Consider the following 19,451-nt stretch of genomic DNA (forward strand, 5'->3'; position numbering starts at 1 on the left):
TTAATGATGAAATTCAGTGAGAGATTTTTTGAAGTTATAAGTGGAAATGTATTTGGTTATTATTGCAATTGGAAGCCGACTTTGATTTCTTGTTTTGTCTGTATATACATAATTTCAAAAGCTGGGTTAGATTTTCATTTTTCACCATTGATAGCATTTTGTGTTGTTTTCGTGCTCCGTATTATCGCTGGGGCTCTGTTGTGGCGCAGAAAATGTGCACATGAGACTCAGAATAATAGCTGAATTGTTTCGATATCTCGCATCCGACTGATCGCGTGTTTGACTAATCTGGAAGGTAAACAATGAAACACAGCATTGTTGAATTGATTTCCAATCGCATTGTTTATCATACAGGTGGCTCAAATGGCCCTGGCAATAATTCCGATGGTTCTGGAGACGAGCATGCAGATGGATCCAGATCAAGTAACGGGAGCTTTGGCAGCTCAGCAGGTGTGATGGGAATGATCGTGAGCCACCAAAACCGACGCTTGAAAAGGCAATAGCATTTCTTGATCGGTATCAGCGTAACAAGCTCATGCCCCAACTGTCAGAGCAGAAAATCATTACTATCACCCCTCGTCGCGATGCAGCGCCTTCCTGATCCGGCGCATGGATATCCAGATGGCGGCAAGGACGACCGGCACGGCGAGGCCGGTGGCTACGCGGTCGTTGATTGGAAGGCCGGCATCCTTTAGCGCCTTGAACAGATATCCCAGAAGCCCGACGGCGTAATAGGTGATCGCCGCCACCGACAGGCCTTCGACGGTTTGTTGCAGGCGCAGTTGCAGTTTGACGCGTCGGTCCATGCTGGCGAGCAGGTCGCGGTTTTGGGCTTCGAGCAGGATATCGACCCGCGTGCGCAGCAGGTTGTTGGCGCGCGCGACACGTTTCGACAGCACTTCGAGGCGATCACCGATATTCTGGCAGGTGCGCATTGCCGGGGCCAGACGGCGTTCCATAAATTCGGTCATGGTTTGCAGGCCTTCGACGCGTTCCTCGCGCAGTTCGACAAGGCGGGCCTGCAGGATGCGGTAATAGGCGCGCGCCGCGCTGAACCGGTAGTTCAGCGATGCGGCCATTTCTTCGGTCTGGGCGGCAAGGTCGGTCAGTTTTTGCAGGGTGCCTTCATCGTCGGTGTGCGATTTGCTGGCCATTTCGGCGGTGATCGATGACAGGCGGGTATCGATTTCCGATACCTTGGGCGTTGCGCAATGGGCCAGCGGAAAGGCCAGCAAGGCCATCATGCGATAGACTTCGATTTCCTTGAGCCGCTGGATCAGACGCCCGGCCTGCAGGACCTCTAGGCCCTGATCACGGATCAGGATGCGGCCAAAGCCATCGCCATGCAGGCGAAAATCGGTCCAGACCATTGCCGTACCACCCAGAACGCGGCTGCCGGTCAGGCCGTTATGATCAAACAGGCGCGATACTTCATCAGACGAACGTTCATCGCGGTCCATCGCGATGTGCAAGCCGACCAGAAGCTGCCCCGGGGTGGCGGCAAGCCAGTCCTGCGGGATCAGGTTGATGACCGGATCATCAAACGGATGGTCAAAGGCGGCCTGGCGTTTGAAGACATAGACGGTGAATTCGGCGTGGCGTTCCCAGATGACGGAAAAGCCGTCGCACTGGGCTTCGTAATATTTCTGATCGGGTGCCGGGGGTGTCAGGCTGTATCGCTGGCAGAAGCCCTGAAAATGGTCGCGGACATCGGTATCGAGTTCCTCGCCCGCGTGGAAGGCGATGCAGGTGCAGCGGGCCGGGCTTTGCACCCCGCCAAACGGGCGGGCATGGATTTCGTTATGAAGGGCGACACGCTGGGGATGTTCAACAAACATTGCCACGGGCTTTCATAATTGGCCATTGCGGTCTATATAGGGGTCAGAACCCTAACGCCCTGACACGTTCTGTATAGACGAAAGTCCAAGGTGGCAGATAGCCCTGAAAACGTAAGGGAAAATACTGTCATAAGTGATTTAACCCACAGGCGAAAATCGCCCGCATGGCCAAAACTGGCCAAAGTCGCCCATCTGTTGCCATCCGGCACGCCCGCAAGGAGGTTTCATGACCGATCTGAGCAAAACCGACAGCCTGTTTTTCGCCAATGGCGACCTTGATCGCGACCGGCTTGAAAAGCAGGTCAATGATGCGCTGGGCGCGGCGGAAGACGGGGAACTTTTCCTTGAATACCGGCAGTCAGAAAGCCTGACATGGGATGATGGCCGCCTGCGCAGTGCCAATTTCGACACCGCACAGGGCTTTGGCCTGCGGGCTGTTGCCGATGAAGCCACCGCTTTTTCGCATTCCAACGAGCTTTCCAACGATGCGGTTGGCCGTGCGGCCGAGACCGTCAAGGCGGTTGGCAATGGCCGGTCGGGCAAGGTCGATCTGGGATCGATCGGCACCAATGTGTCGCTTTATTCCGATGTCAATCCGCTGGGCGAGGCAACGTTTGAGGCGAAGGTTGATCTGCTGGGCAAGATCGATGCCTATGCGCGCGCTAAGGACCCGCGTGTGGTGCAGGTTTCCGCATCGATTTCGGGCAACTGGCAGGCAGTGCAGATCTGGCGCAGTGGCGGGCAGCGGATTGGTGATATTCGCCCGCTGGTGCGGTTTAACGTTTCCGTCGTCGTCAAGCAGGGCGACCGCATGGAAACCGGATCGCATGGTCAGGGCGGGCGCATTGGCTATGACGGGTTCTTTGAAGAAAAAAGCTGGAAATCGGCGGTTGACGAAGCGCTGCGTCAGGCGACGCTGAACCTTGAATCGGTTGCCGCCCCTGCGGGCGAGATGACCGTGGTGCTTGGTCCGGGCTGGCCCGGCATTCTGTTGCATGAAGCCATCGGTCACGGGCTTGAGGGTGATTTCAACCGCAAGGGCACATCGGCCTTTGCCGGTTTGCTGGGTCAGCGGATTGCATCGCCGGGGGTCACGGTTGTTGATGATGGCACGATCCATGATCGCCGCGGGTCGCTTTCGATTGATGATGAAGGCACCCCGACCCAGCGTACGGTCCTGATCGAGGATGGCATCCTGAAAGGTTTCATGCAGGACCGGCTGAATGCGCGCCTTACGGGTGTGAAATCCACCGGCAACGGGCGGCGTCAATCCTATGCCCATGCGCCGATGCCGCGCATGACCAATACCTATATGCTGGGCGGCGACAAGGACCCGGGCGAAATCCTGGCGTCGGTCAAGAAAGGCATTTATGCGGTCAATTTCGGTGGCGGGCAGGTCGATATCACATCGGGCAAGTTCGTGTTTTCCGCATCCGAGGCCTATCTGATCGAAAACGGCAAGCTTGGCGCACCGGTCAAGGGCGCGACCCTGATTGGTAATGGTCCCGATAGCCTGACCAAGGTTTCCATGATCGGCAATGACATGAAGCTTGATGACGGGATCGGCACGTGTGGCAAGGATGGCCAGGGTGTTCCGGTCGGTGTTGGTCAGCCAACACTTCGCATTGATGGTTTGACCGTGGGTGGCACGGCCGTTTAGGTTGAATTTAGAACTTGTTTTGAAGCAAAAGGCCCGGAAAATTGCCGGGCCTTTGTACTTACGAATAAGTATAAAGTCCATTGCATAGACTTGGCATCATTCAAACGCATGACTTTCCCGCAGACCGCATAATCAATAATCTATAACGATAAAATCAGACCGGTTTTGTTCAGGTATCGCATTGGGGTGGGTAGACTGAAAAAAGCAAAACCGGGTTGCGACCTTGGGGAAAAATATTGAAATCGCTCAGATGGCGGTGCGGCACGGGTTTGATTGTCCTGTGCGGCATGCTGATAACAGGCGCGACAACAACAAGCGCACAGCAAAGTGTCGATGTCCGTACAGATGAAGCCCGGAATTTCATTGGCGATTTTACGCAGATCATTGATGCGGCGGAACGATCACGCCTGCTGCTTCAGACCGATGATGGCAGCGATATCAGCTTTGCCGATGTTCTGGCCAGTCCCGATGATGTTGTCCTGAATTTCCGCTGGGCCAAGGCGCAGATTGCGCGCGGGGATGTTCGCGGGGCGTCGGCGACACTGGAACGCATCCTTGTGCTTGATCCCGATCTTGCCGCGATCAGGCTTTATTACGCGATTGTGCTTTACCGGCTTGATAGCCTTGACGAAGCGCGTGCGCAGTTTGAACGCCTTCGTGCGATGAATGTATCGCCCGATGTTGCGGCCGATATTGACCGTTATCTTTCGGCGATTGAGACACGGCGCAAGCGGCTTCATCAGTACCTGACCGTGACCTTTGGCAGCCAGATTGACAGCAACCGCAATGCGGCACCGTCAGACAAGCAGCAGCTTGTCACCGGAACCCTGACCAACATCACGGCATCCGAGGACAAACCGCGCAATGATATCGCCCATATCGGGGCGATGCGTTATGACGTCAGCTATGACCTTGGCTATCAGGAAGGGCACGAGGTTTTTGCCGCCCTGACCGGGTATGGCAGCGATCAGGTGCAGATCGACAGCCTTGATCTGGGGTCGTTTTCGGTTGACCTTGGCGCGCGTGTCCGCGGCGGATATTTCAGCCTGACACCGGTGATAAACCAGACGGTGCAATCGCTTTCGCGGGAAAAATACCTGACATCGCGAAGCGGCCGATTGCGTGCGGACTGGAACATCCGGCCCGATACCAATCTTTACACCGAAGTCAGCTATGCCGATGAACGGTACCAGAATACGACGGAATCAAGCGCGCTTCGGCTGCATTCCGGGCAGCGATATGGCGCACGAACCGGGGTGAATTACGCATGGAGCCCGTCAAACCGCACGACGATTGATCTTAATGCGGGTAAAAAGGAAGCCGCGCGCAATTTCAACAGTTATGACAGCTTGAGTGCGGAACTGATCCATGCTTATCTGTTTGGCGGGGGAAGTTATATCAGCGGAAGTGTTCGCTATGGTCTTGATCAATATCGCGATCCGGACTTTCTGGTGACCGGCAATTCGCCGCAACACCGACAGGACCGGACGACAAGATTGCGACTGACCTATGGCGCGCCGCTTTCGCAAATGCTGCCAGATGACTTGTTTGGGGATAGCAAAACGGCAGGACAGATATATGCCTTTCTGGCACCGATCAACTGGTCGGTCACCGGTGAATATCTGGACACAGAATCAAACATTCCCAATTACGAATATCATAACGCGCGCGCGCAGTTTTTCCTGACGCGCCGTTGGGAGTTTTAGGGAATGGGAGTTTTAGGGATGTCGGTATTCAAAGCTTTGGCCCCCCGTTTCGCAAAGCGGGCAAAACATTTGCAGCTTGCAGTCCTTTCAGGGGCGGCAGTTCTGGCCAGTGTCACGATGGCGCAGGCCGAACGCAGCGGTGAAATGGCGGGGGTTTCTGCTGCGGTCAGGGGTGAGGTGCTTCTGGCGCAGTCGGTTGGCGAGGTTGGTGTTCTGGTTGAAAGCGGCATGCCGGTTTACCTTGGCGACCGCATCACGACATCGGCCCATTCGGGCATGCAGATCCTGTTGCTGGATGAAACGGTGTTTACCATCGGCCCGAACAGCGACCTTGCGATTGATGAATTCGTTTATGACCCGGTGACCGGCGATGGCAGGATCGTTGCCGATATGGCGCGCGGCGTCGTGCGGTTTGTCACCGGTAAAATCCCGCTTAAAAATCCATCGAGCATGGATGTCAATCTGCCGGTCGGATCGATTGGCATTCGCGGCACCATCGGCCTGATCCGGTCGGTTTCAGCGGATGAAGCCAACCAGATCGTGCCGGGCAGTTTTGATTTTTCAAGCGATGGAAACAATAGCGGCACAGGCCCGCAGATTTTCATGGCGGTCAATCAGGGGCCGGGCCTTTCGCGCAATGACACCACATCGCGCCCCGGTGCCTTTGCCGTGTTTGACCAGAACGGCAACAGTGAAAACGTGACCGGCGAGAATTTCGGTGTGTTTGTTGCCAACAACAAGGTCACCGAACCGATCCGCTTCCCGGAGAGCCTTGCAACATTCGACTTTTCGCGCGCATTGGTGCGCACGGCATCGAACAGCCAGAACGAGGGCGGCAGCACAGCATCCTCCGCGTCTGCATCAGGCGGCAGCAGCCTGACGACACAGCAGACCCGTCAGGCAACGACGCAAACCGGATCAACCATGGCCTCGACACTTGACGTTGCCATGGCGCAGGTATCGAGCACGAATGCCGGGGGTAGTGTCACGGATGCCGCCACGGCCTTGAACCAGATTGAAAAAACCACGCAGAATAATGGTGGGGGTAGCGGTGGAGATGGCGGCAGCAGCGAATTCACATTTGATGGCATGCGCCAGATCTCGTCCGGTAGTTATAGCGCAACCCAGAACGTAAGCTCTGGCTCTTTGAGCTACACCTACACCGCTCAAGTAGACTTCGGATCTCGCACGATCAAAATTGATTTTGATAATGTCGACGACGGAAGTGCAGCATTCGCGACTTTCAAAGGTGCGGCCACAACCGGGACGTACGATTTCACGTCCAGCAATGGTGCAGCGAGTTTTAGTAGCTCAAATTTCATTTATGACGGCGAGTGCACTACAGGTGGCTGTAGTGCGTCCACCGACTTTAGCGATGCTACCAATGTTGATTTTAATTTGACGACAACGGCAAATTCCTCCGGCGCAGGCGGATCAGCAACTCTTACCCCGTAACCCCTTTTATCAGACATATTAAGTGAGTGATCAACCAAACACACCCGGACGCCTTTCACGCGCACGCGTGACCCTGTGGCTGCATTATCTGGTGCCGCTGGCCGTGCTTCTGGTTTGTGTGGTTCTGCGCTGGCAGGATGTGCCGCTGGTCGGGCAGTTGCGGATGTCGGTGTTTGATACCTATCAGCGGATCGCGCCGCGTGCGTTCGAGGATGCGGGTGTCAGGATCATCGATATTGACGAGCGCAGCCTTGACGAAATGGGGCAATGGCCGTGGCCGCGCACGAGGCTTGCGGAACTGATTTACCGTTTGCGGCTGGCAGGGGCACAGGTTGTCGGTTTCGATATCGTATTTGCCGAGCCGGACCGCACATCGCCCGCGCGGGTCGTGCATGACTGGCCCAAAAATGATAACAGCGACGCCCTGGCAAAACTTGCCGAAACCCTGCCCGATCATGATTTGCTGTTTGCCGAGTTTATCAATGGTGTCGGACAGGTGGTTACCGCCGCCCAACTGACATCACAGCCGTTCAGCACCCTGCCGCGTCAGGTCGGCAATTTCAGCGTTGGCGGCGAAGCCGGTCGGCATCTGGCGGATTTCATTCCGGTTCTTTCGGGGGCGACCGCGAACCTTTCGGTGATTGAGGAAGCCGCGGCAGGCAATGCGATCATTAATGTATCGCCCGAGCAGGACGGGGTTGTGCGCCGGGTTCCGCTGATGCTAGCCCTTGATCACAAGGAAACGCTGATCGGCAAGCCGGTTTACCCGACGCTTTCGATGGAAGTTTTCCGTATTCTTCAGGATGCCCCGCGCACCATGAATGTGCGGCTTTCGGGGGCAAGTGGTGCAACCCGATGGACCACCGCCGAAGGCGTTGAAGCCATCCGGGTTGGCGAGGTCACCATCCCGACCGATCAATCGGGCCATATGTGGGTCCATTTCGCCGGGCACCGCGCCGAACGATATATTTCCGCCGCCGACGTGATCAAAGGCAACCTTCCCGAACGGGCCCTTGAAAACACGGTTGTTCTGATTGGCACCAGTGCGGCGGGGTTGCTTGATTTGCGATCCACCCCGCTTGATCCGGTTTTGCCCGGTGTTGAAATCCATGCCGAGATGTTAGAACAGATGCTTCTGGGGCAGTTCCTGACGCGGCCCTACTGGGCGGCCGAGATCGAGACGCTTGTATTGTTGCTGGTGGGCCTGTTTTTCGTGCTGGCGATCCCGAAGCTTGGCGCGGTCTGGCCGGCAATCATTGGTGGCGCCATGACGGTGGCAGCAGGCGGGTTTTCATGGTGGGCCTATAGCAGCCAGCAAATCCTGATTGATCCGGTTTACGGCGCGGTGTCGCTGGTGGCGGTTTATCTGATTGCCAGTTCAATCGGCTTCATGCGCACCGAAGGCGAACGCAAACAGGTGCGCGCGGCCTTTGCCAACTATCTGTCACCGGCACTGGTTGAACAGCTTGCCCGCCACCCGGAACGTTTGAAACTGGGCGGGGAAACCCGCGACATGACATTGCTGTTTTGCGATGTGCGCGGGTTTACGTCGATCTCGGAGGGGTTCAAATCAAACCCGCAAGGATTGACCCGCCTGATCAACCGGTTGCTCACCCCGCTTAGCAAGGCGATTCTGGACCGCGAAGGCACCATCGACAAATATATGGGCGACTGCATCATGGCGTTCTGGAACGCGCCGCTTGACGTGCCCGCACATGCGCGCCGGGCCTGCGAAAGTGCCCTTGCGATGTTTGATGCGCTTGAACATCTGAATGCGCGCCGTGCAGAAGAAGCGACCGAGGAAGGCCAAGACTATCTGCCACTGAATATCGGAATCGGGATCAATAGCGGCAATTGCCTTGTCGGCAATATGGGGTCTGATCAGCGGTTTGATTATTCGGTGCTGGGCGATGCGGTCAATCTGGCTTCACGGCTTGAGGGACAGTCAAAAAATTACGGTGTCGGCATTGTCATTGGCGAGGAAACGGCAAGACAGGCGGCGGATGGTTTCGCCATCCTTGAGCTTGATCTGATTGCCGTGAAGGGCAAAAGCGAGGCGGTGCGCATCTTTACCCTGCTGGGCGACAGTACGATTGCCCATAGCGCGGAATTTGCCGACCTGCGTGACCGCCATATGCAGATGATCCAGAGCTATCGATTGCAGGATTGGGATGGTACGGAACGGCTGATTGATGAATGCATCAATCTTGCGACCGACATGATCGGGCAATTTGATCTTGCCGGGCTTTACGGGCTTTATCGTGATCGCATTGCGACATTCCGTGCAAGCCCGCCACCTTCGGATTGGGACGGTGTTTTTGTCGCGACCAGCAAGTAATCCGTTTCTTGCATTTCAAATGCGATCAACCGAAGCTGAATATCCCGTCACCTACGCCCTTGCCCCACCTTAAAGAACCGAGGCCCCGATGAATTTTTCGTCTGATAATGTGTCACCGATCTGCCCGGAAATCCTTGCCGCGATTGGCGAGGCCAGCGATCCCGCCCTGCCTTATGGTGCGGACGCGGCAAGCCAGCAGCTTGATCACGCGTTTTCGGACCTGTTTGGCAAGGAGGTCGCGGTGGTGCCGGTGGCCACCGGGACGGCGGCCAATCTTGTCGGGTTGTCGGCACTGGTGTCGCCGTTTGGCGGGGTGGCCTGCCATCATCAGGCGCATATAAACCGCACGGAATCGACCGGGGTGGCATTTTATGGCAATGGGGCAAAATTGATGACCATGGACGGGCCATCGGCAAAGCTTTTGCCCGAGACGCTTGATGCGTTTTTAACCCGCGAAAACACCCATGGCATGCATTCGGTTGATCCGGAATGTGTGGCGATCACGCAGGCGACCGAATTCGGTACGATCTATGACGTTGATGAAGTTCAGGCGATTGGCAGGGTTGCCAAGGCGCATGGCATGAAGTTTTTCATGGATGGGGCGCGATTTGCCAATGCGATAGCAGCCCTTGGCTGCCATCCGGCGGACATTACCTGGAAGGCGGGGCTTGATGTTTTAAGCTTTGGGGCAACCAAGAACGGGGCGATGGCGGTGGATGCGATCATCCTGTTTGATCCGTCATTGCGCGGTCGGGTCGAAAAGGCGCGCAAACGCGGTGGGCATCTGTTTTCCAAGCACCGTTATCTGGCTGCACAGCTTTTGGCCTATGTGAAGGATGATCTTTGGCTGCGCAATGCCCGCCATGCCAATCAGGCCGCAAGCGCCCTTTGCCAGTCGCTTGAAACCCTTGGCGCGCGTGCGGCATTCACCCCGCAGGGCAACGAGCTGTTTGTGCATATGGATGACGATCTGGCAGAACGGTTGCGCAAGGCGGGGCTGGTCTTTCGGCCATGGCCGGCGGTCGGGCCGGATGCGTTTCGTTTTGTTAGCGGCTGGAACAGCCCGATTGAGGCAATCCGTACCTTGCCGGAAACACTATAGGCATCATTGCCATTCAAACGGATCGCATGTGATAAAGGGTGGCCGGTTGGCGGAATGACGCCCGGCCCCGCATTAACGCCACCACAAGACACGGACCCGTTCGATGAATTTTGCCTCTGACAATGTATCGCCCCTGTGCCCGGAAATCCTGAGCGCGCTGGAACATGAAGCCAGCGGCAATGCCCCCGCCTATGGCAATGATGACACCAGCCGTCAGCTTGACGCGGCCTTTGCCGAGCTGTTTGACCGTGAGGTCGCGGTTGTTCCGGTTGCCACCGGGACCGCGGCAAACTGCATCAGCCTGTCGGCACTGGTATCGCCGTTTGGCGGCATCGTTTGCCATCACGAGGCCCATATCAACGAAGATGAAAGCACGGGCGTTGCGTTCTTTACCGGTGGGGCGAAGCTGATGCCGGTTGATGGCCCGGCGGCAAAGCTTGAGGCCGACAATCTGGATGCGTTTCTGGCAAGCCGGGTTGATCGCGGGGTGCATTCGGTGGCCCCGGAATGCGTGGCGATCACGCAGGCGACCGAATTGGGTACGGTTTATTCCGCCGATGAAGTCGCAGCCATTGGCGCGATTTGCAAAAAGCGCGACCTTCGGTTTTTCATGGATGGGGCACGGTTTGCCAATGCGGTTGCACATCTGGGCTGTCATCCGGCGGATATCACGTGGAAGGCCGGTGTTGATGCGATCAGCTTTGGGGCAACCAAAAACGGTGCGCAGGCGGTTGATGCGATTGTCCTGTTTGATACGTCGCTTCGCGGCAAGGTCGAGCAGGCCCGGAAGCGCAGCGGACATCTTTATTCCAAACATCGTTATCTGGCCTCGCAGCTTTTGGCCTATGTGAAGGATGATCTTTGGCTGCGCAATGCGCGAAATGCCAACGACGCGGCCAGAACCCTTTGTGACATGCTGGTTTCGCATGGGGCGACATTGGCCCATCCCGCCGACGGCAACGAGATTTTTGCGAATATCCCCGCCGAACTGGCGCAGAAAATGCGCGATGCCGGGGCGCTGTTTTATTCGTGGCCGTCATTGGGGGCGGATATTTATCGATTTGTGACAGCGTGGAACACGGATATCGCGCAAATCAGTGAGCTTAATGATCGCATTGCGCGCAATTGATCGGTGCAAGGGGTTCCGTGATCAAACGAATCTAGAAATTTCAAGAAGATAGATCGGATGGAAAAGCACGTTAGCTTTATGTGTTTTTCCGTTGGGTCATGTACAGACCCGAAAAAAATGCACGGCTCCCATACCCGATTGTGGGGGACAATTTCATAAAAATAACAAACACTTGACATAAATTCATCATTCATTCGATCAGATCGTCCTACGTAAAACCCCGCAGGAAACGTTGACGATACCCAGAAACCCTGATTATTTTCCCTCGTCGATTGCCAACATAAATGTTGGATCGGGTAAACCCGCCCGTCTATTTGCGCAAATTGCAATGCATGAGCCGTTCAAGGCCAGCAGCCACCAGCGCAAATTGTTCGGGCCAGCCTTGAGGGAGGCATCTTATATGAAAGCGAATTTCGTCAAAGCGGCGATCGGTGCAGGTCTGCTTGCAGCGACTGCGCTTGCTGCTCCGACTGCCGCTTCGGCAAAAACCCTGGTTTATTGCTCGGAAGGAAGCCCGGAAGGCTTCAACCCGCAGCTTTACACGACCGGGACGACTTTTGATGCAACATCGAAAAACGTCTTTAACCGTCTGGTCCAGTTCAAGCGCGGCACGACCACCATCGTTCCGGGCCTTGCAACCAGTTGGGACGTATCGGCCGATGGCACGGAATACACCTTTAACCTGCGTAAAGGCGTTAAATTCCAGACCACCGATGCCTTCACCCCGACCCGCGATTTCAACGCAGACGACGTGATGTTCTCGTTCCGTCGCCAGTGGGACAAAGAACATCCGTACCATCCGGTTTCGGGTGGCGGTTACGAGTATTTCAACTCGATGTCCATGGGCGAACTGATCAAGGACATCGTCAAAGTTGACGATTACACCGTCAAATTCGTTCTGAACCGTCCGGAAGCACCGTTCATTGCCAACATGGCAATGGATTTCGCATCCGTCCTGTCGGCTGAATATGCCGACAAAATGATGGAAGCCGGCACCCCGGAAAATGTCGACCTGAACCCGGTCGGTACCGGCCCGTTCCAGGTTGTCCAGTATCAGAAAGATGCGGTCATCCGTTACAAGGCGTTCCCGGAATACTGGGAAGGCAAGGCACCGATTGATAACCTGATCTTTGCCATCACCCCGGACAGCACGGTTCGTTACCAGAAGCTGAAAGCCGGTGAATGCCATGTCATGCCGTACCCGAACCCGGCTGACCTGACCGCGATGGAAGCCGATGGCGACATCAACCTGATGAGCCAGGAAGGTCTGAACGTCGGTTATCTTGGCTATAACACCCAGAAAGAGCCGTTCACCAATGTCAAGGTTCGTAAGGCCCTGAACATGGCGATCAACAAGGCTGCGATCATCGAAGGTGTTTATCAGGGTGCAGGCGTTGCCGCCAAAAACCCGATCCCGCCGACCATCTGGTCGTACAACAACGATACCGTTGACGATCCGTATGATCCGGAAGCCGCCAAGAAGTTGCTGGCAGAAGCCGGTTATCCGGATGGTTTCACCACCGATATCTGGGCCATGCCGGTACAGCGTCCTTACAACCCGAACGCACGCCGTATGGCTGAACTCGTTCAGGCTGACTGGGCTGCGATTGGCGTGAAAGCCGAAATCGTTTCCTACGAGTGGGGCGAATATCTTGAGCGCACCAAAAACGGTGAACAGGGCAGCTTCATGCTCGGTTGGACCGGCGATAACGGCGACCCCGACAACTTCCTTGCTGTTCTGCTGGGTTGCGATGCCGTTGGCAGTGCGAACCGTGCACAGTGGTGCAACGAGGAATTCGACAGCTTGATCCAGCAGGCGAAAACCACTGCTGATGTTCTTGAGCGTACCCGTCTGTACGAAGAAGCCCAGACCGTCTTCAAACGTGAAGCACCGTGGGCAACCATCGCGCACTCGATCGTTTTCGAACCGATCCGTAAAGAAGTTGCCGACTACAAGATCGATCCGTTTGGCGGTCACATCTTCTACGGCGTCGATATCACAGAATAACACGCCCCTACACCTTGCCGAAGAGGCCCGGTTTTCCGGGCCTCTTTGCAATTCCGCAATAGAGAGAGACGTCCGCCCGCAGGCCTTGCGCGCGGATGCCAAAAAAGGCCCAATGGCATGTTAGGTTTCCTTTTACGCCGTTTGGGTGACGTCATACCGACTTTCTTTGGCGTTACCATTCTGGTGTTTCTGATGATTCACCTGATCCCGAGCGACCCGATCCAGATGCGCGCAGGCGAGCGCAGTATCAGTCCCGAACGATACGCCGAACTGCAAAAGGAATATGGTTTCGACAGACCGCTTGTTGTTCAGTATTTCGATTATCTGGGCGGTGTGTTGCAGGGCGATCTTGGTGAATCCTTTGTCACCAAACGTCCGGTGATCGAAGAATTCGCGACCCTGTTCCCGGCAACGATCGAACTGTCCGTCGCGGGGATTCTGTTTGCGATCATTATCGGTTTGCCATTGGGGGTCATTGCCGCGATCAACAGGGGAAAGTGGCTTGACCACCTGACCATGAGTTTATCGCTGACCGGATATTCGATGCCGATTTTCTGGTGGGCGCTGCTGTTGATCATGTTCTTTTCGACAACGCTTGGCTGGACCCCGGTTTCCGGTCGCCTGTCGATCATGTATTACATCGAGCCGACCACCGGTTTCATGCTGATCGATACGTTGCTTAGCGATGAAAAAGGCGCGTTTCTCAGTGCGCTCCGTCATCTGATCCTGCCGACGATTGCGCTTGGCACCATTCCGATGGCCGTGATTGCGCGTATGACGCGATCCTCGATGCTTGAAGTTCTGGGCGAGGAATATATCCGGGTGGCACGCGCCAAGGGCCTTGCCCCGATGCGGGTGATCATGGTCCATGCGCTGCGCAATGCCCTGATCCCGGTGATTACGGTCATCGGCCTTCAGGTCGGTGTGCTGTTTGCCGGTGCGATCCTGACCGAAACCATTTTCTCGTGGCCCGGTATTGGCAAATGGATTGTCGAGGCGTTGAACCGCCGCGATTATCCGACCATCCAGGGCGGTATCCTGATGATTGCCTTCGTGGTTATGGCGGTCAATCTGTTCGTCGATCTGATGTATGGGGTGATCAATCCCCGCATCCGGCACAAGCGTTAAGGGGGCACGGGAAATGACAAACCAGAATACCCAATCAACCACCCCCGAAACGGCAGCAGCCGAAGCGGCGGCAGTGGAAGACCAGAAGATCAATCCGCCAAGCCCGTTCATGGAAACGTGGAATTATTTCCGCAAGAACCGTGGTGCTTATGTTGGCCTGATCATCATCTGCTTCATCCTGTTCATGGCGGCATTCGCCCAATGGGTTGCGCCGTTTGATCCGATTGCGCAGGACCGCACCGCGTTCCTGAAGCCGCCGATCTGGATGGAAGGTGCTGATCCGCGCTATATCCTTGGCACCGACGCGGTTGGCCGCGATATCCTGTCGCGCCTGATCCATGGCGCGCAGCTTTCGGTGACCATCGGCGTATTCGTCGTGATCATTTCGATGGTTGCCGGTATCGTTCTTGGACTGGTTGCCGGATATTTCCGCGGCTGGATCGAAGTCGGCATCATGCGCTTGATGGATACCATGCTGGCCCTGCCCAGCCTGATCATGGCGATGGCGATTGTCGCGATCCTCGGCCCGGGACTTGAAAACGCCATGCTGGCGATTGCGATTGTCCAGTTGCCGCATTATGTGCGCCTGTCGCGTGCCTCGGTGGTATCCGAACTGAACAAGGAATATGTCATCGCATCGCAGATTGCCGGTGCCGGTCATATGCGCCAGATGTTCGTCAATATCCTGCCGAACTGCATGGCGCCCCTGATCGTTCAGGGCACATTGGGTATTTCCAGTGCCATCCTTGATGCTGCCGCCCTTGGCTTCCTTGGCCTTGGCGCACAGCCGCCGCTGCCGGAATGGGGTACCATGCTGGCCGAAGCCCGCGAATTCGTGGGATCGGCATGGTGGGTGATCACCTTCCCCGGCCTTTGCATCCTCGTCACCGTGCTTGCCTTCAACCTGATGGGTGATGGTCTGCGCGATGCCCTTGATCCCAAGATGAAGCGGTAAGTCATGGCTCTTCTCGAAGTTAAAAACCTGACAGTCGAGTTCGGCTCCGAAGACCGGCCGTTCCGTGCTGTTGATAATGTAAGCTATTCCGTTGATCGCGGCGAAGTCCTTGGCATCGTCGGGGAGTCGGGGTCGGGTAAATCCGTATCCTCGCTTGCCGTCATGGGCCTGATCGACTACCCCGGTCGTGTCACCGCCGACAGCCTGACCTTTGACGGTCAGGACCTGCTGACGATGTCGCCTGGCAAACGCCGTGCGATTACGGGCAAGGATATCGGCATGATCTTTCAGGATCCGATGTCGGCCCTTAACCCGTGCTTTACGGTCGAGGCCCAGATCATGGAAGCCCTGAAAGTCCATGAGGGCGGTTCGAAAAAAGAGCGGCGTGAACGTACGCTTGACCTTTTGAACCAGGTTGGCATTCCCGATCCGAAATCACGCATGACCGCCTATCCCCATCAGCTTTCGGGCGGGATGAGCCAGCGTATCGTGATTGCGATGGCGATTGCGTGCAATCCGCGCCTGCTGATTGCCGATGAACCGACCACCGCCCTTGACGTGACCATTCAGGCCCAGATCATCGACCTGCTGCTGAAATTGCAGGACGATAGTGACATGGCCCTGATCCTGATCACGCATGATCTGGCACTGGTTTCCGAAGCGGCTGATCGCATTCAGGTGATGTATGCCGGTCAGCTGTTTGAAAGTGGCCCGGCGGACAGCATCTTTGCCGCCCCGCGCCATCCCTATACCCAGGCGTTGCTTGAGGCATTGCCGGAACGCTCCGAAGGGCATGACCGCCTGCGCACCATCCCCGGTGTGGTTCCGGGCCAGTATGACCGCCCGGCGGGCTGTCTTCTGGCGCCGCGTTGCCGTTATGCCAATGATCGTTGCGTTGTCGAACGTCCCGATGTTGGTGCCTATAACGGGCGCGATGTGCGTTGTTTCTATCCGCTTGACGACCGCGGCCAGCCAACCGGCCAAACCACCGGCCAGACCACCGGCCAGACCACCGGGGAGACCGTGTAATGAGTTTTCTTGATGCAAAACCCGGTGTTCCGTTGCTGGAATCCGATGATCTTGTCCGTCACTATGAAGTCAGCCGCGGCCTTGGCAAACCCAGTGCGATGGTCAAGGCGCTTGATGGTGTTTCCTTTACGCTGGAAGCCAAAAAGACGCTGGCGGTTGTTGGCGAGTCCGGTTGTGGCAAGTCCACACTTGGCCGTCAGTTGACCCTGATTGAAAAGCCCAGTGCCGGACAGCTCAAGATCAACGGCGAAGCGGTTGGAGATCTGAGTGACAAGGAAGCCAAACTGTTCCGTCGCACGGTTCAGATGATCTTCCAGAACCCTTACGGGTCGCTGAACCCGCGCAAGAAAGTCGGTCAGATCCTTGGCGAGCCGGTGTTGCTTAACATGGATCTGGGCCGCAAGGAGCGCGAGGAACGTGTGCGCGAAACCATGGCCAAGGTTGGCCTGCGCCCCGAATTTTACGGGCGCTATCCGCATATGTTTTCCGGCGGGCAGCGTCAGCGTATCGCGATTGCGCGTGCGCTGATCCTTGAACCGAAAGTCATCGTTGCCGATGAACCGGTTTCCGCCCTTGACGTGTCGGTGCAGGCACAGGTTCTGAACCTGATGATGGACCTGCAGGAAGAGATGAATGTCGCCTATGTGTTCATCTCGCACGATCTTTCCGTCGTTCGCCATATTGCAGATGACGTCATGGTGATGTATTTGGGGCGCGTCGCTGAAAAGGGACCGACCGAAGAAATCTTTGCCAAGCCGCTGCATCCCTATACAAGAGCACTTCTGGCATCGGCACCAAAGATCGATCCGGCGCATCGCGTCAAGGCAGAGCCGCTTACCGGTGAACTGCCTTCACCGATCAATCCGCCGTCGGGCTGTGCGTTTCATAAACGCTGCCCGTTCGCGACCGACCATTGCGCACAGGTTCGCCCTGAATTGCGCATGTATGAAGGCCGCGAGGTGGCTTGCCACCGGGTCGAAGAAATCGCCTGAAAACAGGCGATCGCCCGGATATCCGGGTAGACAAGGGAGCAAGGGGGCGCGCTTTAACAAGCTGCGCCCCTGAGCCTTTCAGGGTCACAAGAAAGCCTGCAAAGGCTTTGCTGGCTGTATGGAACTCTGAGAACAAAACTCAGCCCAAGAATGTTTCTTCGTGCGTGGCCTGATATTGCTGTATCTCGCTTCTCATCCTGCCTTGCCAGTTGTGCACGAAGGTTAAAACCTCTGGTGTTTCAAGATGGGCTTTCAATGACGATTGATCGCGCCAACGTTCGGCAATAACGAGACGCCCCGGGCATGCCGCATCAGGATTAACCGCATAAAAAAGACAGCCTTTTTCGGGTGTTGCATTGCGCGCGATCAACCGAACGTCGTCGATGAACTGATCAATTTCAGGTGGATCAACATGAATGTGCCCCATCAGGATGATCATGTCATTCCACCACAAGCACGATCTTGCCCTGAATGTGCCCTTTGGCCGCACGTTCATGAGCCTTGCGGGCATCGGCAAGCGGGTATGTGCTGTCGAGCACGACGCGAAGTGTGCCGTCACTCAGCAGACCGGCAAGCTCCGCCAGTTGATCGCCGTTCGAGCGAACCTGCGTTGCCGATACCGTAATGCCAAGCTTTTCAGCTTCTTCGTGACTGGAAAAGCCCAGAGGGAACACCGGGAAAAGGGCACCACCCCGTTTGATCGTGCGCAGGAAACGCCCGGCGGTCGGTCCGCCAAGGGCATCAATCACAAGATCAATATCCCGCACGACGTCTTCGGGTGGGGTTTTCGTATAGTCGATAAATTCGTCAGCCCCTAGGTCGCGCAGAAGCGCCTCGTGCTTGCCAGACGCAACCGCGATGACCCTGGCACCCTTGAGTTTTGCGACCTGCACGGCAAAATGTCCAACACCACCGGCAGCCCCATTCACAAGAACGGTTTTCCCCGAAAGTTCAACCGGCTTATGCTGAGAGGACTGAAGCGGGTTTGGTTCGTTATGTCCCAGATCAATCAGGAACTGCCAAGCGGTCAGAAGCGACATGGGTACCCCCGCCGCATGCACATGATCAATCCCGACCGGCTTGGGCGCGGCTTCCGATGCAGGCACAGTCACATATTGCGCATAGGCCCTGCTTCCCCCGGCAAGACCCGACGGGAAACGAACCATGGCGTAAACGTCGTCTCCTGGCGCAAAGCCGGTAACATCATCAGAAACGGTGTCAACGACACCTGATATGTCGGTTCCAAGTATGACCGGGAAGGATATTTGCGGCTGCCATTCCGGCGGAAGCATCCTGTAGCCATCACGCAGATACCAGTCGGGGGGATTAATCCCGACCGCGTGCACCCGGACCCTTATTTCACCCGGTCCCGGATCAGGTATCGGCGCGTCCTCGTAGCGCATGACCTCGGGCCCGCCGAACGCGTTCTGACGGACCGCCTTCATCATCTTTGGCATCACTGCTTCTTCTTTCATCGCATATATGCTATCCACAATCGGAGCACTGATCCGCATTTATGGAGCAGTGCTCCGCTTGTCAAGAGGGACATATGCGAGCCGACGCAAAGAAGAACTACGAACATCTGCTTGCCATCGCGCGGGAGGTTGTCAAAGACCAGGGTGCGGAAGCATCTTTGCGCGACATTGCCCGCAAAGCCGGGGTGGGACTTGGTACGCTGTACCGACATTTTCCAACGCGCGAGGCACTGCTTGAAACCCTGCTGCGCGAGAGCTTTGACGGGCTGAAAGAATCAGCGCGCGAACGCGAAACCGCAAGTTCGCCGGATGATGCGCTGGTATCGTGGTTACGTGATCTTGTTGCGTGCGCGAACGACTATCGCGGCGTCATTGCCGCGATGGTGGCCGCCATTGAGGATGAAGAGTCGGCTCTTCATGCGTCGTGCGTTACCATGAAAGCCGCGGGGACAAGGCTCCTTGTCCGGGCGCAGGAAAAGGGCGTTGCACGCACCGACATCGATGGCGGTGACCTGTTCGCGATGGTAGGTGCACTTGCCTGGCTTGGCGATCAGCCATCATCGGCACCACGTGCGGATCATCTGTTCAATGTCATCACCAGCGCCATCCTGAAAAAGTGATGGCCGGGACCATCAC

15 protein-coding genes are annotated in these 19,451 nt (G+C 56.3%); 12 read left to right on the forward strand and 3 right to left on the reverse strand.

Annotated elements, in window-relative coordinates; all coding sequences use genetic code 11:
* Positions 1-569 precede the first annotated feature (569 nt).
* Positions 570-1,838: a DUF3422 domain-containing protein gene (locus BC440_RS01000; protein ID WP_071239420.1), complete on the reverse strand. Its 1,269-nt coding sequence runs from the start codon at positions 1,836-1,838 to the stop codon at positions 570-572.
* Positions 1,839-2,064: 226 nt separating this feature from the next.
* Here BC440_RS01000 and tldD point away from each other — a divergent pair, with 226 nt between their 5' ends.
* The 11 genes from tldD to BC440_RS01055 all read left to right on the forward strand — a co-directional run bounded on the left by tldD (position 2,065) and on the right by BC440_RS01055 (position 17,340).
* Positions 2,065-3,498 (forward strand): metalloprotease TldD, encoded by a 1,434-nt coding sequence (gene tldD / locus BC440_RS01005; RefSeq protein ID WP_007091177.1) that lies wholly within the window; start codon positions 2,065-2,067, stop codon positions 3,496-3,498.
* Positions 3,499-3,734: 236 nt separating this feature from the next.
* Positions 3,735-5,204, forward strand: a complete 1,470-nt coding sequence (locus BC440_RS01010) for a tetratricopeptide repeat protein (protein WP_247643513.1) — start codon at positions 3,735-3,737, stop codon at positions 5,202-5,204.
* An 18-nt stretch (positions 5,205-5,222) separates the two neighbouring features.
* Entirely contained in the window at positions 5,223-6,659 is a 1,437-nt protein-coding gene (locus BC440_RS01015; protein ID WP_071239422.1) for a FecR domain-containing protein, read from the forward strand.
* A 22-nt stretch (positions 6,660-6,681) separates the two neighbouring features.
* A complete protein-coding gene (locus BC440_RS01020) occupies positions 6,682-8,997 on the forward strand; it encodes an adenylate/guanylate cyclase domain-containing protein (RefSeq protein ID WP_083379283.1) in 2,316 nt (771 codons plus the stop codon).
* Between the two features lie 88 nt (positions 8,998-9,085).
* Complete coding sequence (locus BC440_RS01025; RefSeq protein WP_071239424.1) at positions 9,086-10,099, forward strand: beta-eliminating lyase-related protein; 1,014 nt, start codon at positions 9,086-9,088, stop codon at positions 10,097-10,099.
* A 103-nt stretch (positions 10,100-10,202) separates the two neighbouring features.
* Positions 10,203-11,228 (forward strand): beta-eliminating lyase-related protein, encoded by a 1,026-nt coding sequence (locus tag BC440_RS01030; RefSeq protein WP_071239425.1) that lies wholly within the window; start codon positions 10,203-10,205, stop codon positions 11,226-11,228.
* Positions 11,229-11,628: 400 nt separating this feature from the next.
* Complete coding sequence (locus BC440_RS01035) at positions 11,629-13,236, forward strand: ABC transporter substrate-binding protein (protein ID WP_007091183.1); 1,608 nt, start codon at positions 11,629-11,631, stop codon at positions 13,234-13,236.
* Between the two features lie 117 nt (positions 13,237-13,353).
* Entirely contained in the window at positions 13,354-14,364 is a 1,011-nt protein-coding gene (locus BC440_RS01040) for an ABC transporter permease subunit (RefSeq protein WP_071239426.1), read from the forward strand.
* A gap of 13 nt (positions 14,365-14,377) precedes the next feature.
* Entirely contained in the window at positions 14,378-15,319 is a 942-nt protein-coding gene (locus BC440_RS01045) for an ABC transporter permease subunit (RefSeq protein ID WP_007091185.1), read from the forward strand.
* 3 nt (positions 15,320-15,322) lie between these two features.
* The gene (dppD, locus tag BC440_RS01050) at positions 15,323-16,348 is read left to right on the forward strand and encodes a dipeptide ABC transporter ATP-binding protein (protein ID WP_071239427.1); all 1,026 of its coding nucleotides are present in this window, start codon (positions 15,323-15,325) and stop codon (positions 16,346-16,348) included.
* Positions 16,348-17,340: a peptide ABC transporter ATP-binding protein gene (locus BC440_RS01055; RefSeq protein WP_063093300.1), complete on the forward strand. Its 993-nt coding sequence runs from the start codon at positions 16,348-16,350 to the stop codon at positions 17,338-17,340. The genes dppD and BC440_RS01055 overlap by 1 nt, the downstream gene beginning before the upstream one ends.
* Positions 17,341-17,479: 139 nt before the next feature.
* Here BC440_RS01055 and BC440_RS01060 read toward each other — a convergent pair whose 3' ends face one another.
* Together BC440_RS01060 and BC440_RS01065 are read right to left on the reverse strand one after the other, a co-directional pair.
* Positions 17,480-17,779 (reverse strand): antibiotic biosynthesis monooxygenase, encoded by a 300-nt coding sequence (locus BC440_RS01060; RefSeq protein WP_071239428.1) that lies wholly within the window; start codon positions 17,777-17,779, stop codon positions 17,480-17,482.
* A gap of 1 nt (position 17,780) precedes the next feature.
* Complete coding sequence (locus tag BC440_RS01065; protein ID WP_247643514.1) at positions 17,781-18,815, reverse strand: NADP-dependent oxidoreductase; 1,035 nt, start codon at positions 18,813-18,815, stop codon at positions 17,781-17,783.
* A gap of 74 nt (positions 18,816-18,889) precedes the next feature.
* Here BC440_RS01065 and BC440_RS01070 point away from each other — a divergent pair, with 74 nt between their 5' ends.
* A complete protein-coding gene (locus tag BC440_RS01070; protein WP_007091190.1) occupies positions 18,890-19,435 on the forward strand; it encodes a TetR/AcrR family transcriptional regulator in 546 nt (181 codons plus the stop codon).
* Positions 19,436-19,451 lie beyond the last annotated feature (16 nt).

Origin of the sequence: Thalassospira sp. MIT1004, assembly GCF_001858545.1 — a bacterium.
GTDB classification, from domain to species: Bacteria; Pseudomonadota; Alphaproteobacteria; order Rhodospirillales; family Thalassospiraceae; genus Thalassospira; species Thalassospira xiamenensis.